General features: G+C 36.6%; 13 protein-coding genes. 12 read left to right on the plus strand and 1 reads right to left on the minus strand.

The genetic code is table 11. The features are described from left to right. Positions 1-180 precede the first annotated feature (180 nt). The 12 genes from ANASTE_RS12170 (at position 181) to pduL (ending at position 11,107) form a co-directional block, all read left to right on the plus strand. Entirely contained in the window at positions 181-1,047 is an 867-nt protein-coding gene (locus tag ANASTE_RS12170) for a class II fructose-bisphosphate aldolase (RefSeq protein WP_007049211.1), read from the plus strand. Then, on the plus strand, positions 1,040-1,990 hold the full coding sequence (locus tag ANASTE_RS12175) for a PHP domain-containing protein (protein WP_007049212.1): 951 nt from the start codon (positions 1,040-1,042) through the stop codon (positions 1,988-1,990). The genes ANASTE_RS12170 and ANASTE_RS12175 overlap by 8 nt, the downstream gene beginning before the upstream one ends. A gap of 12 nt (positions 1,991-2,002) precedes the next feature. After that, the gene (deoC, locus tag ANASTE_RS01935; RefSeq protein ID WP_007049213.1) at positions 2,003-2,725 is read left to right on the plus strand and encodes a deoxyribose-phosphate aldolase; all 723 of its coding nucleotides are present in this window, start codon (positions 2,003-2,005) and stop codon (positions 2,723-2,725) included. A 272-nt stretch (positions 2,726-2,997) separates the two neighbouring features. Next, positions 2,998-3,651 carry a tetratricopeptide repeat protein gene (locus ANASTE_RS01940; RefSeq protein WP_007049214.1) on the plus strand — a complete coding sequence of 218 codons (654 nt, stop codon included), beginning with the start codon at positions 2,998-3,000 and terminating at the stop codon, positions 3,649-3,651. A 166-nt stretch (positions 3,652-3,817) separates the two neighbouring features. Beyond that, positions 3,818-4,285, plus strand: coding sequence for a tRNA (uridine(34)/cytosine(34)/5-carboxymethylaminomethyluridine(34)-2'-O)-methyltransferase TrmL (trmL, locus tag ANASTE_RS01945; RefSeq protein WP_007049215.1), 468 nt, complete (start codon positions 3,818-3,820; stop codon positions 4,283-4,285). A 47-nt stretch (positions 4,286-4,332) separates the two neighbouring features. Continuing rightward, complete coding sequence (locus tag ANASTE_RS01950; RefSeq protein WP_007049216.1) at positions 4,333-6,033, plus strand: Na/Pi cotransporter family protein; 1,701 nt, start codon at positions 4,333-4,335, stop codon at positions 6,031-6,033. Between the two features lie 10 nt (positions 6,034-6,043). Further along, positions 6,044-6,964, plus strand: a complete 921-nt coding sequence (gene trxB / locus ANASTE_RS01955; RefSeq protein WP_007049217.1) for a thioredoxin-disulfide reductase — start codon at positions 6,044-6,046, stop codon at positions 6,962-6,964. 139 nt (positions 6,965-7,103) lie between these two features. Beyond that, the gene (locus ANASTE_RS01960; RefSeq protein WP_039944607.1) at positions 7,104-7,943 is read left to right on the plus strand and encodes a BMP family ABC transporter substrate-binding protein; all 840 of its coding nucleotides are present in this window, start codon (positions 7,104-7,106) and stop codon (positions 7,941-7,943) included. 11 nt (positions 7,944-7,954) lie between these two features. Then, positions 7,955-8,119: a hypothetical protein gene (locus ANASTE_RS11870; protein WP_198004094.1), complete on the plus strand. Its 165-nt coding sequence runs from the start codon at positions 7,955-7,957 to the stop codon at positions 8,117-8,119. A 16-nt stretch (positions 8,120-8,135) separates the two neighbouring features. Further along, positions 8,136-9,203 (plus strand): branched-chain amino acid aminotransferase, encoded by a 1,068-nt coding sequence (locus tag ANASTE_RS01970; RefSeq protein WP_039944609.1) that lies wholly within the window; start codon positions 8,136-8,138, stop codon positions 9,201-9,203. A gap of 19 nt (positions 9,204-9,222) precedes the next feature. Further along, on the plus strand, positions 9,223-10,443 hold the full coding sequence (locus tag ANASTE_RS01975; RefSeq protein WP_007049221.1) for a peptidase U32 family protein: 1,221 nt from the start codon (positions 9,223-9,225) through the stop codon (positions 10,441-10,443). Between the two features lie 91 nt (positions 10,444-10,534). Next, complete coding sequence (pduL, locus tag ANASTE_RS01980; protein ID WP_007049222.1) at positions 10,535-11,107, plus strand: phosphate propanoyltransferase; 573 nt, start codon at positions 10,535-10,537, stop codon at positions 11,105-11,107. A 298-nt stretch (positions 11,108-11,405) separates the two neighbouring features. Here the strand turns inward: pduL and ANASTE_RS01985 are convergent, their stop codons facing one another. Beyond that, complete coding sequence (locus ANASTE_RS01985) at positions 11,406-15,053, minus strand: DNA polymerase III subunit alpha (protein WP_007049223.1); 3,648 nt, start codon at positions 15,051-15,053, stop codon at positions 11,406-11,408. Positions 15,054-15,085: the final 32 nt, after the last annotated feature.

A 15,085-nucleotide genomic window follows, 5' to 3' on the forward strand; every position in this document is an offset into this window, starting at 1 on the left:
TAATTATACGTCTAATATGATTTTGAAAGGGCTGAGAGTATATTTATAGAAATCAAAGGAGGAAAAATTTATTATATTTAAAATATTCTATTGACAAAATCAGTATATATAAATATACTGGTATTAAGTGGTTATAACTAGATATATCCAGTTATAATATTTAAAGGAGGCGTTAATAAAATGGCTTATGTTTCAATGAAGAAGATGTTAAAAGATGCCAGAGCCGGTCATTATGCCGTAGGAGCATTTAATATTGTAAATTATCTTACTGCAAAGGCTGTGGTCGATGCGGCTTGTGATTTAAAAGTCCCGGTAATACTTCAAACTTCGGTAAAGACCGTAAAACAGTTTGGTATAGAAGAATTTATGTCATTCTTAAGACCGATATGCGAGAATGCAAGCGTAGATGTGGCGGTTCATTTAGACCATTGTACGGATAAAGAATATGCGAAGAGATGTATGGACGCAGGTTGGAGTTCGATAATGTTCGACGGTTCAAAGACACCTTTGGAACAAAATATAAAAGATACTCTTGAAGTCAAGGATTACATCAGCGGAAGAGATATATCTCTCGAAGGAGAAGTCGGAAGTATAGTAGGTGTGGAAGATGATATCGTGGTACATAAAGATGACGCAGCTTATGCAAGCAGAGAAGACTGCGAAAAGTATTTAAAAGAAACAGGTGTGGATTGTCTCGCTCCTGCTATAGGAACGGCTCACGGAGTATATAAAGGAGAGATTAAGCTCAATTACGATTTGTTTAAAGAAATAGATGATATTTCTCCGATCCCTCTGGTTCTTCACGGCGGTACGGGACTGAGTGATGAGATGTTTGGAAAGCTTATTGATTTAAGGGCTAGTAAAGTAAATATTTCAACGGCGATAAAAATAGCCTACTGTCAGGGAATGTACGCTTATTCATCGGCAAACAGAGATGAAAACGATCCTCTTAAACTTGATGATTACGTATATAAGAGAATATATGCCCTTGCATTTAAGCATATAAATTTCTTTACTCTAAGAAAGGGGAGCATAAACGATGAGTGATTATAATTTCAAACCGAATTATTTATGTGATATGCACTGTCATACAACTCGTTCCGACGGACTTTGCACTCCCAAAGAACTTATAGACCTTGCAGCAGGGGAAGGAATGAACGTACTTACCATTTCCGACCATGATATGATACCTCCGAATACTGTTGAGGTTGACGGTAAAGAAGTCGACAGTGTGGAATATGCAAAATCAATAGGTGTCAATCTTCTTAAAGCCTGTGAATTTTCATGTGATACCGATGTCGATGATGTACATATGGTAGCTTACGGATGTGACTTTGAAAATGAAAAAATCAAAGCTGTCATGGAAGATATCGCAGACAGCAAGATAGAAAGCTATAAAGAGTTTTTAAACAGACTTAATTCTCTCGGATACGATATCACTCTTGAAGAAGTACTTAATTACGGCGGACAGAAGAGAAGCGAAAAGGAAATGCAGAAGAAGCTCATATTCAACCTTATGGCTGATAAAGGGTATACGAGGACTTGGTCGGACGCAAAGAAAATGTCAAAAAAAGATAAAAGGCTCAATGTGAGAAGACGAAAACCGAACCCCGCAGATATTATAAAAATAGTACACGAAGCGGGAGGTATAATCGTTCTTGCTCATCCATATTTGATAGCGGACGAAGTAAGCTTAAAAGGAGAAACTGTTTCAAGAAGCGAATACATAGATAATCTTATCGAAAACGGACTCGACGGTATAGAAGCAAGTTATACTTACGATAAAACAAGTTATAACGGAAACATGAAAAAAGAAGATATAATAAGAGAAGTAAAAGAAAAGTACAGTGACAGAGTAAAGATAATTTCGGGAGGTTCCGATTTTCACGGGGATCATAAGAAAGACCCCGATAATCCAAGATTTATCGGAGAATGCGGGATAGACTACGATTACTTTATAAATAATGAGCTGTTAAAAAAACTTATTTAAAGGAGATATGAAATGTCTGTAGATTTCACTAAAATGACAAAAAAAGATGTAGGAAAGCTTTTTGATTACGCAAGTCTTGCAAAGGACTTGACTGAAGAACAAGTAAGAAATGGATGTAAGGAAGCTATAAAATATAATTGCAAAGCTTTTTGTTATTCCTCTTCATACTGGACACCTGTAGTTAAAGAAGAGCTTGAAGGTACGGATCTTCTTATCGGTGCTGGGATAGGGTTCCCTCTCGGTCAGCAGACGAGTGCGGTAAAGGCTTTCGAAGCAGAGGAAGCCGTTAAAATGGGGGCTACGGTATTGGATAACTGTATGAACGTAGGGAATATGAAAGAAAAGAAATACGACGCCATAAAAGCGGAATTTAAAGACTATGTAAGTGCTGCGGGCGGAGTCCTTACCAAGATGATAATCGAGTGCTGTATGCTTACGGATGAAGAAATAAAAATCGCATGTGAACTATGTGTCGAAGCGGGGATTGATTATGTAAAATCGTCTACGGGACATTATGCGGGACCTACGATGGAACAGACAGTTTTAATGAGGGACTGCTTAAAAGGAACAAAAACGAAACTTAAGGTATCGGGAGTAAAGGCTCCGAAACCTCAAAATGCTTATGCATACTTAATGGCAGGTGCGGAACTCATAGGAACACAGGACGCACCTATGATAATAGATTCTCTGGATTTAATGAGAGAAGTCGGGATAGTTCCCAAGTATCAAGGATAAACAGATAATGAATATAATATAATTCCTCCAATATAACTTATCTTTAACAAAAGGACGCGGGAAACTGCGTTCTTTTATTTTATTTATGTAAGATGATAATTATATATGCTTATTTATTTTGGTTTTAGTCATAGGAGTATTTATGAATTTAAAATTAAAGATATAATATATATCCTTCTTTATAATTAAAAAATGATTAATATTGTAACCGAAAAATTTATATATCCTGTTTTATGATATAATATAAAAAATTTGTATAAAGAGGCAGTAAGATGACATTTAAGAAACAACATTTTTATAAAAAAACAGTTTTACTTATTACATTGATTGCTATTATATTTTCTTTTTTCGGTTGTCAAAGAGAAGAGAGTGCCGAGGAGTTATATGCTTCAGGCGAAAAATATTTCAAAGCACAGGATTTTTATAATTCCATAGAAACCTTAAATAAAGTGGAAGAAAATAAGCTTAAAAAGGAAAAAGAAGCAAATAGGTATTATATGATAGGATATTCATACTGGCAGTTAAAGAGATTTGATACCGCAGTCGAACCGCTTGAAAAAGCCGATAAGTTGGAGCCAGAGAATGAAGAATACATGATAACTTTAGCCAGAGTATATAATATAAACGATAATATTGATAAAGCGGAGGAATATTATTCAAAGGTAACTAAGGTAAATGATAAAAACGAAAAAGCATATGAAAGTCTAGGTTCAATATATATAAAGAAAAATCAACCTAAAAAAGCTATTGCATATTTAAAAAAAGCCGTAGATATTTACCCTGAGTATGCAAATGCCTACGGGAATATGGCTATAGCCTATGATATGTTAAATGATAAAGAAATGACAAATTATTACTTAAAGAAGGCAAAGAGTCTCGGGTACAATAATCTACCTGCCATAAGAGATATAAAAAATAAAGAATAGTATATTTATTACAATATCGATTTGTATAATATTGTAAAGTAATGTAAAATTTATGTAAAATCAAAATAAACAATAAGTAAAATATAAGAAAAGCAAATGTAATATGTGTTATATTTATCTCGGTTCTTATATTTTATTTAGGAAAAATAAGAAACGGAGCAGAAAAATGTTTAATATTGTTTTATTTAATCCTGAAATTCCGCAGAATACCGGAAACATTGTAAGAACTTGTGCAGTAACAGATACAAAACTTCATCTTATAAAACCACTCGGCTTTAGTATAAAGGATAAATACTTAAAAAGAGCGGGTTTAGATTACTGGGATGAGGCAACAATAAGTGTATATGAAAATTTTGAAGATTTCCTTGATAAAAATGATGTAAAAAATCTTTATTTACTCACGACAAAAGGAGATAAGAATTACACTGATTTTAAATTTGAAGAAAATGATTATTTTATGTTCGGAGCCGAAACGAAAGGGCTTCCGGATTATATTCACCAAAAATATCCGAGTACAAGGCTTAGGATTCCCATGATACCGAAAGAGAATGCAAGGTGTTTAAATTTATCGAACAGCGTAGCGGTACTATTATATGAGGCACTTAGACAGCATAATTTCGAATCTATGAAATAAACTATATTAAGCCTGACCTTTTTTTGGTGTAAAGGGGAGGAAAGAATATGGATATTATGATGTTGATTCAGCTCTTCGGAGGCCTGGGTTTATTCCTTTACGGAATGGATCTTATGGGTGAAGGGCTAAAGAAAGCTGCAGGGAACAAACTCAAGGACATACTAAACAAGGTTACCAGTAATCCTATAAAGGCACTTGCTTTGGGTACGATAGTAACTATGATAATTCAAAGTTCTTCTGCGACGACTGTGCTTGTGGTAGGTCTTGTAAATGCAAACCTTATGACCCTTGCTCAGGCGGCAGGGGTGATTTTGGGGGCGGATATCGGTACTACCATAACGGGACAGATAATCGCTCTTAACCTATCGGACTACGCACCTTTATTCATAGGTATAGGTGCAGCCATACTTATGTTTGCGAACAAGGATAAACTAAAACACGTTGCGGAATGTATTTTGGGTTTTGGTATTTTATTTTTCGGCATAAGCGTTATGTCTACGGTTTTAAAACCTCTTGCAGACAATCCATTCTTTACCAATATGCTTGTAAGTTTGGGACATTACCCGATCCTCGGTCTTCTTGCAGGCGTCTTTGTAACGGCAGTGATACAGTCTTCTTCCGCATCTATCGGCTTGCTTCAGGCTCTCGCAATCGGCGGTGCTTTTGCCGGAGTTGAGGGATATGAAGCTCTTGGTGTGGTCGTTCCTATAGTTTTAGGTATGAATATCGGAACATGTGCAACGGCTATGATAGCAATGATAGGTGTTGAAAGAGAGGCTAAACAGGCGGCGGTATTTCATCTTATTACCAAAACAGTTGGGGTAATATGGATGATGTCTTTATTATTCTTAACAGGAGCGTTTGCTAAAGACGGGCATAGTTTTGTTTTTAATTTTATATTATCAATATCGGGAAGTGATCCTACTCAGCAGATCGCAAACTTCCATACTATGTTCAACGTAATCAACGCATCGTTGTTATTATTCTTAAGTAAACCTATTATTAAGTTTATAGAGAAAGTTCTGCCGGTGAAAAAAAAAGACGAGGAAAGCGATTTTACACTCAAATTGAATGATATTTTGTTGGAAAATCCCGCATTTGCTGTTTCGGAAGCGTTAAACGAAGTCGAAACAATGTCGGAAATCGCTTATAAATCGGTAAATCTCGCCTCGAATGCATGCATAAACAATGAATTTGAAAATATCGAAGAGGTCGAGCTTTTGGAAAATCTAATCAATAAGTACGAAACGGGAATCGCAGAATTCGTTATAAAGATTTCCGCTTTGGACGCAAGCATTCAAAGTGCGGATTTTACCGTCCATCTTCATCAGGTAATACACGATATCGAAAGGATAGGTGATTACTGTATGAGTATGGTGAGAATTGCGCAGAATAAAAGAGACGACGGCGTGGTCTTCAGTGAAAATGCAACGAGAGAGTTAAGTGAAATGTATGAAATGGTAAGAAAGAATTTAAGACTTGCTATAGACGCATTTAAAGAAAAAGATTTAACAAAGGCCGTTAAAACGGACCTTATGGAAGAAGAAATAGATAAAAAAGAAGATGAACTCAGAAAAGCACACATAGACAGACTTAACAGAAAGTCTTGCACTCCCGAAGCCGGTGTTGTATACTTTGATATAGTAGCCGATTTGGAAAGAATCGGCGATTACAGTGCACATATCGGAGGTTTTGTAAAGGAATACGTGGAATTATTATCACGCAGACAATTTGACATGCTTCCATAGGAGGTAAAAAATGAATTATGATGTAATTATTATCGGTGCGGGTCCCGCAGGTTTAAGCGCAGGGCTTTATGCATCAAGGTCTACACTAAATACTTTGATCATCGAAAAGGCAGTCGTAGGCGGACAGATTACCACTACAACCGAAATCGAAAATTATCCCGGAGCCAGTGAAGTTACGGGACCGGAACTCGTAGAAAAAATGAAAGAACAATGCCTTAGTTTCGGAGCGAATATAGTAAGTGACGAAGTAATAAGTGTTGAGAAAAAAGACGACGGGATGTTTTATGTTAAAGGCAGCAAAGAAGAATATATAGGAAAAACTTGTATTATCGCCTCAGGTTCTACACCTAAAGAACTTGGTATAAAAGGAGAGAGAGAATTCAGGGGGATGGGAGTATCTTACTGTGCCACTTGTGACGCCGGTTTCTTTACGGGCTTTGAAGTGTGTGTGGTAGGAGGCGGTGATACCGCTTTGAAAGAAGCGATATACTTAACCAAATTTGCAAAAAAAGTAACTATCATTCATAGGCGTGACCAGTTCAGAGGCGGAAAGAGCTGGGAAAAGAAAGCCAGAGCCAATGATAAAGTACATTTCTTACTAAGTCATGAACCGGTGGAAATCCTCGGTGAAAACGGTATGGTGACGGGAATAAAAGTCAAAAACAAGAAGACAGGGGAAGTATATGATTATAAGACAGACGGCGTTTTCATGTTCGTAGGTCATAATCCGAACAGTACTCTTGTTAAAAACTTGGTCGAAGTTGATGAAAAAGGTTATATAGTAACCGATAACGCTCTTCAAACGTCGGTAAAAGGACTTTTCGTTGCCGGAGATGTAAGACAGAAGAATTTAAGACAAGTCGTTACAGCGGCTTCTGACGGCGCTATATGCGCAACAGGTGCCGAAGAATATATAGATGAATTGATTTAGATTATAGTTATATGAATACTTAAAAGCGTTAAATTACTTTTAGCGCTTTTTTCTTTACAAAAAACTTGAAAAAAACATGAAAAAAGCATAAAATAAATATATTATACAGTATAGAGGTATAAAATTTATGAGGTTTGATATGAAGAAGATATTCAGTATATTAATAGCTTTCTTTTTTCTCCTGACAGTCGTCGGGTGCACGAGTAAAGCAGATAGTACCGATCCCAACAATAAAAAATTTAAAATAGCATATATTTCGGATACATACGGAGAAGAAGATGTTAAGAATAAAGAAATCATCGATGGTGTAAATGAATCATTTAAAAATTATGATTTCTCTTTCGATATAAAAGTACCTAAATCTTCTGAGAATTATGAAACAGTTGCTAACGGATTATTATCATCCACAAAATATGATTTGGTCCTTGCCAATTCGCCGGCGGTATGTTCATCCCTTCTCGCAGTCCATAGCGATTACCCGACAAGTAATCTTGGATTTATAGGGTACGGAGATGAAACGAACAACTCAATGAGCATTACCTTCAAAAATGAAGAAGGGGCTTTCCTCTCGGGTTATTTGGCCGCTAAGTCTACAAAGACCAATGTTTTGGGATATATAGGTGCTTATGAAAATAAAAACCAAGACTATGAATATGGATTTATGAGCGGTGCAAAAGCTGCAAATGCAAATGTAAAAGTTGAAAAGGCATTTACAAATTCCTATATCGACGCACAGGCAGGAAGTAAGATAGCCGAGGAACTCGTTTCAAAGAAAGCTGATGTTTTCTTTACGGTTTGCGGTGCGGGAGCTATAGGGGTCGATAACGTTATAAGAGAAAAAGGTCTTAAAGTAATAGATTCCGACCTTTATAATAAATCCGATAATGAAATAAAGCTTGGTGAAATTTATAAAATTATAAAAATGCCGCTATGTCTATATGTGATTCGGTTATATTCGAATCATTCAATAAAAATGTAAATAATTTAGGTGTGGGTGATTCAGTAGTTAATTTGAAATTGAATCCAAATTTCTATAAAGAAGGCGACAGTGTAACATTAGAATTGGAAGAGTGTAAAAAAGATATTGCTACAGGTGCTCTAAAAGTACCAAAAGACAATAAGTCGTTTGAGACTTTCAAATATAAAACAAAATAATAAGGAGACGACCAAAATGGATATAAAATATGAATTAGTAGAAAAAAGAAAAGAAAAACCGGATGAAAATAATTTAGGGTTCGGTAATTATTTTACCGACCATATGTTTATAATGGATTATACCGAAGGGAAAGGATGGCATGACGCAAGAATAGTTCCTTACGGACCTTTATCCATAGATCCCGCAATGATGGTTCTTCACTATGCACAGGAAACTTTTGAAGGACTTAAAGCTTACAGAAACGAAAAAGGTGAAATCTTATTATTCAGACCTGAAATGAATGCAAAACGTATGATTAACTCAAATAAGCGTATATGTATGCCGGGAGTGCCTGAAGATATGTTCGTGGAAGCGGTTGAAAAACTCGTTAAATGCGAAAAAGACTGGGTACCTGCAAAAGAAGAAACATCATTATACATCAGACCTTTTGTATTTGCTTCAGAGAGCAGTGTAGGAGTTCATCCAGCAAAGACATATAAATTTATAATCATCTTATCTCCTGTAGGAGCTTATTATCCCGAAGGAGTAAACCCTGTTAAGATTTGGGTTGAAGATGAATATGTAAGAGCAGTAAAAGGCGGTACGGGATTTACAAAATGCGGCGGTAATTATGCGGCAAGTATCGCAGCTCAGGTAAAAGCGGAAGAAAACGGATATACTCAAGTACTTTGGTTAGACGGTGTACACAGAAAATACGTTGAAGAAGTAGGTACGATGAATGCAATGTTCGTTATCGACGGAAAAGTCGTTACGGCGGCTCTTGACGGTTCCGTACTTCCGGGAGTTACGAGAGATTCCATAATCCATATACTAAAAGACTGGGGAATGGAAGTAGAAGAAAGAGATTTAAGTATAGACGAACTTATGGATGCGGCAAGAAGCGGAAAATTGACCGAAGCATTCGGTACCGGTACCGCAGCGGTAATATCTCCTATCGGAGAGCTATGCTATAAAGGCGAAGCCGTAGAAATCAATGGTTTTAAAACAGGCGAACTTACTCAAAAACTATATGACACTTTAACAGGTATCCAATGGGGTAAAATAGAAGATAAGTTCGGATGGACAAGAAAAATAGATTTATAAAAGAAAAGGAATATATAAAATGAGTGAATTACTTGCTCCTGCCGGAGATTTGGAAAAGTTAAAATATGCGTTTACTTACGGTGCGGACGCTTGTTACCTTGGAGGTAAAAAGTTTTCCATGAGAGCGAATGCGGGAAACTTTACTATAGATGAAATACGAGAAGGAGCCGATTTTGCTCACAGCAAAAATGGGAAAGTTTATGTTACTATCAATATTTCCGGAAGGAATAATGATTTTAGCGAGCTTGCAAAGTATGTAAAAGACTTAGATAATGCCGGAGTTGACGGGATAATAGCCGCCGACCCCGGTATTATCATGACCGTAAGAGATACTCTTCCTGATATGAAGATATCTCTTTCCACACAGTCCAGCACAACGAATTATAAAAGCGTTGAATTTTGGAAACGTAACGGAGTAAACAGGATAGTCCTTGCCAGAGAACTTTCTTTTGAGGATATCAAAGGGATATGTGAAAATAAACCCGAGGGAATGGAAATAGAAACGTTCGTTCACGGAGCTATGTGTATTTCTTATTCCGGAAGGTGTTTACTAAGTAATTACCTTACAGGCAGAGATGCAAACAGGGGAGACTGTGCACAGCCTTGCAGGTGGAAATATTCTCTTATGGAGAGTACGAGAGAAGGAGAATACTTCCCTATAGAAGAGCATAAAGAAGGCAGTTTTATCTTTAACTCAAAAGACCTATGCCTTATAAATCATATTCACGAGCTTATGGAAGCGGGAGTAGACAGTTTTAAGATTGAAGGCAGGATGAAGAGCATATTCTACGTTTCTACCGTTGTTAATGCATACAGAAATGCTATTGATGCATATGAAAGAGACAAGGAAAATTATAAAATAGATGAAAGCTTATTTGAAGAACTTACAAAAGTAAGTCACAGACAATATACCGAAGGGTTTTTCTTTGGTAATGCCGATTCGTCCACTCAAAACTATGGAACAAGTTCTTATACCAGAAATTACGATTTTGTAGCTCAGGTAATCGGATATAATAAAGAAAAAGGTATGTACGAAATAGAGCAGAGAAATAAATTCTTTGTATCCGACGAATTGGAACTTGTTAGACCGAGAGAAAAAAGTATCACCTTTAAAATCAAAAAAATGTTTAACGAAAAAGGAGAAGAAGTCGAAAGTACTCCGCACCCTAAAGAAAGGTTATTTATTCAAACCGACGGCACCGAACTCAGCGAGTTTGAGCTGATAAGAAAAAGAGTATAACTTTCTAAAAATTGTATACAAATTATATGATTTGTGTTAAAATAATCGTGGTAAACATATTAATTTAATTATTGAAGGAGAATTTAAATAGATGAAAACTAGAGTACCTGTAGGGCTTTCAAATAAACACGTGCATCTTAGCAGAAAAGATATTGATGCATTATTTGGTGAAGGCTACGAATTAAAGATCAAAAAACCTATTTCACAACCGGGACAATTTGCTGCGGAAGAATTTGTCGATGTAGTAGGACCAAAAGGTACAATAAAAATGAGGGTTTTAGGTCCGGCAAGACCACATGCTCAAATCGAAATTTTGGCAAGTGATACTTTTAAGCTTGGTGTACCTAAAGTTATCAGAGATTCTTGGGATTTGGACGGAACACCCGGATGTATCTTAAGAGGACCTAAAGGTGAAGTAGAAATAGATAAAGGTGTTATAGTAGCAAGCAGACATATTCATATGACTATTTCTCAGGCAAAAGAATACGGAGTTAAAGACGGTGATATCGTTAAAGTCAGAGTTCCGGGAGAAAGAGGACTTATATTTGAAAATGTACTTATAAGATCCAACGAAAGATGCGGACTTGAAATGCATATAGACTTGGAAGAAGGAAATGCCGCAGGATGTAAAAACGGCGACATGCTTGAAATAATTAAAGACTAATTTAATACTTATTAAACAGACCGCATATGCGGTCTGTTGTTTTATATAGATATATAAATAAATAATAAAAAAGCACTCGTAAGTTTATGAATGCTTTTTTATTTATTATTAGGTTGGGGTAGCGGTCGTTTCAAAAATCTCGGGTAGAGATTTTTAGAAAATCCGACCGCGTTAAGAGCCTTCACGGCAATTGAGTGAAAGATTTTTATCCAATATTTTTATCTTTGGAAAAATATTGGCGGGTAGTAGGGCAGAGCCCTACAAAAGGGTTAAAGGGGCGGAGCCCCTGCTATGTTAATTATTTAATAATAATATTATTCTTTCCTATAAGCTCCGCAAGCTCATCTATAAGCCCTATTTCAAGCTGTACCCACATACTCTTGTCCGCAACATAGGATTTCTTTGAAACAGGGGAGAAAAGTACGACTTTTTTATCTCCTTTGTATTTGACGAAAAGTTTTCTGATATCGCTCATCGTTCTTTCATTTATCCTGTTTAGTACCAATGTAAGAGAATTGCCGATTATTTTCTTTGAATTTGCTTTCTTTATTTCGGGAGATACAGCTTTTTCCTGTACTTTTTTTATCCTTGGCTGAATAACGTCTTTTTTCCTTATTGCAGGCGGTCTGCTCCTTTTGTCTTCCATATCCCATATCTTATCTGCGATTATGGATACGCTTTTTTCCTCGTCTTCTTCTTTGACGCTTACCTGACCTTTTATTATTAGCTTATTGTCTTCTTTCAATATGTCCTTATATTCCTCGAATGTCCTCGGGAATACGACTATTTCCATATCCGAAGTCAAATCTTCAACTGTCATAAAAGCCATTTGCTTATTGTCTTTTTTTGTATAAATCACTTTTACATAAGTTACAAGTCCGCCAATCGTGATAAGTTCTCTCTTGTTTTTATTGAACTTATTATATTTATTGTTTACAGGGGGCTGAGGTTCCGCTTCTTCCTCTTCTTCGGAATTTTTATTGCCATACCTGTCATATACTTCATATAGCTGCATGCTCGTATATTTATTGAGGTCTTCTTCGTGTTCCGCAAGGGGATGTCCGCTTATGTACATTCCCATTACCTCTTTTTCGAATTTAAGCTTTTCTTTTGTTTCGAATTCCGCCATAGTAGGTATAGTCATTTCGATTTGTTCGTTTTCCTCCTGTGAAAGCATTTCAAGAAGAGTAGTCTGTCCCGCAATATTTTGTTTACGCTGTCTTAAAGTATCGTTTAAGAAGTCTTCATATACACAGTAAAGCTCTCTTCTGTTGTTTCCTAGGCTGTCAAAGGCTCCCGATAAAATCAAGCTTTCAACTCCTTTTTTATTTAAGGAATTGAATTCTATTTTATTTACAAAATCAGGGAATGAAGTAAAATCTCCTTTTTCTTCTCTTGCCTGGATTATTTCTTCAATGGCTGATTCTCCGAGTCCTTTTAATGCCAGTAAACCAAATCTTACGCTCCCGTTATCAACGGTAAAACGAGAATAACTCTTGTTTACATCGGGAGGAAGGAGTTTGATACCTTTTTCCTTTAAATGGTTCATGTATAACATCCTGTCGTCTGAACCTATATAAACGGTTATAAGGGCAGCCATGAATTCAGCGGGATAATAAGTCTTTAAATATGCGGTCTGATATGAGATAACTCCGTATGCCGCCGCATGAGATTTATTAAAACCATATGACGCAAATTTTTCCATCAAGTCATAGATTTCATTACCCGTCTTTTCATCTATACCTATCGCTACACAGCCGTGAACTTTTTCCTTGTCTTCACCTTTATTAAAGGCTTCTTCGTTACCGTGGAGAAAGATTTCTCTTTCTTTTGCGATAACTTCATGTTTTTTCTTACCCATGGCTCTTCTGATAAGGTCACTACGTCCCATTGAATAGCCTGCCAAGTCCCTAACTATCTGCATAACCTGTTCCTGGTAAATGATGATACCGTAGGTTACGTTAAGGATAGGTTCCAGTGAAGGGTGAAGATAGCTTATATTAGCAGGGTTATGTTTGTTATCTATATAGGTAGGTATCATGTCCATAGGGCCCGGACGATAAAGTGAGATACCCGCTATGATATCTTCAAATGTATTCGGTTTAAGTCTCTGCATGAAACTCTGCATTCCGGGGCTTGCAAGCTGGAATACACCTATGGTATCGCCTCTGCTTATAGTGTCGAAAACATTCTGATCAGTAAGGCTTATATTATCTATATCTACATCAATGCCCTTTGAGAGTTTTATATTATCCAAAGTATGTTTGATTACGGTCAAGTTCTTAAGACCCAAAAAGTCCATTTTAAGAAGCCCGAGTTCTTCTACCGTGGTCATGTTGAACTGTGCGGCTATACTGTCTTTATTCAAGTATAACGGTACATAGTCACTAACGGCTCTGTCGGAGATGATAACTCCCGCCGCATGAGTAGATGAATGCCTTGGCATACCTTCCACCGCTTTAGCGGTATCGAGAAGTTTCTTTATCGTAGGGTCTTCGTCGTACATCTGATGAAGTTCCGGGTTCATTGCAATGGCTTTTTCTATCGTTATCTTTGCTTCGTCGGGGATTAACTTAGCAATTTTATTGGATTGGTCGAAACTTATGCCCATACTTCTTGCTATATCTTTAACCGCCGCTTTCGGTTTTAGCGTTCCGAATGTAACTATCTGACTAACGTTGTCAAATCCGTATTTTTCGATAACGTATTCTATTGCTTCATGCCTTTTTTCGTAGCAGAAGTCGATATCGATATCGGGCATAGATACTCTTTCGTTATTTAGGAACCTTTCAAAGATAAGTGCATATTTGATCGGGTCGATTTGAGTTATATCCAGCGTATAACTTACTATACTTCCCGCAGCACTTCCTCTTCCCGGACCTACGGGGATATCGTGAGTCCTTGAATAATTGATGAAATCCCAAACGATAAGGAAATAATCATTAAAGCCCATATCGTTTATTACGCCGAGTTCATATTCAAGTCTTTCCGTTAATTCTTTTGTAACATTATCATATTTCTTATATAAGCCGTCCATACAAAGCTTTTTAAGATACTGCTGAGAAGTCATTCCTTCAGGAAGAGGAAATACAGGCAAATGATAATGTCCGAATTCTATCTCCACATTACATCTTTCGGCAATCTTATGTGTATTTTCTATAGCTTCGGGACAATATTTAAAAAGGTCGCTCATTTCCTCGGGAGTTTTTATATAAAACTCATCGTTGGGGAAACGCATCCTGTTTTCATCGCTTAAGTTACTTGCAGTCTGTACGCAAAGAAGGACGTCATGAGCTTCGGAATCGGATTTCCTTAAATAATGGGAGTCGTTTGTAGCAATGAGTCCCACTCCGTATTCCTTTGCCATTTTTATCAATTCTTCGTTTGCGGTTTTTTCTTCTTCAAGTCCATGGTCTTGTATCTCAAGGAAAAAGTTATCTTTCCCGTATATATTGATAAATCTTTCAAGATATTTCTTTGCTTCTTCTATTTCTCCGCTGTTTATCTTTCTCGGGATTATACCCCCGATACAGGCACTGGTCGCAATGATCCCTTCCGAGTATTTTTCAAGTAAATCGAAGTCGGCTCTGGGTTTATAGTAAAATCCTTCGGTATAAGCTATGGATACGACTTTCATAAGGTTTTTATATCCGATTTCATTTTCCGCAAACAGTATAAAGTGGAAGCTTTGCTTGTCATTCATCGGATCTCTGCCTTTTCTGTCTCCCATGGTCATATATATTTCACATCCAAGGACAGGTTTTATACCTTCCTTTCTGCATGCTCTGTAAAATTCTATAACACCAAACATATTTCCATGGTCGGTTATGGCAATGCTGTCCATGCCCATATCTTTTACGAGCTTAGGCAGTTCTTTTATTTTACAAAATCCGTCCAGTAATGAATATTCTGTATGTACATGTAAATGTGTAAATGGTATAGACATTTTTTATCTCCCTATCTTAAAACTAAATTTTA

It is taken from the genome of Anaerofustis stercorihominis DSM 17244 (assembly GCF_000154825.1).
Lineage (GTDB): Bacteria > Bacillota > Clostridia > Eubacteriales > Anaerofustaceae > Anaerofustis > Anaerofustis stercorihominis.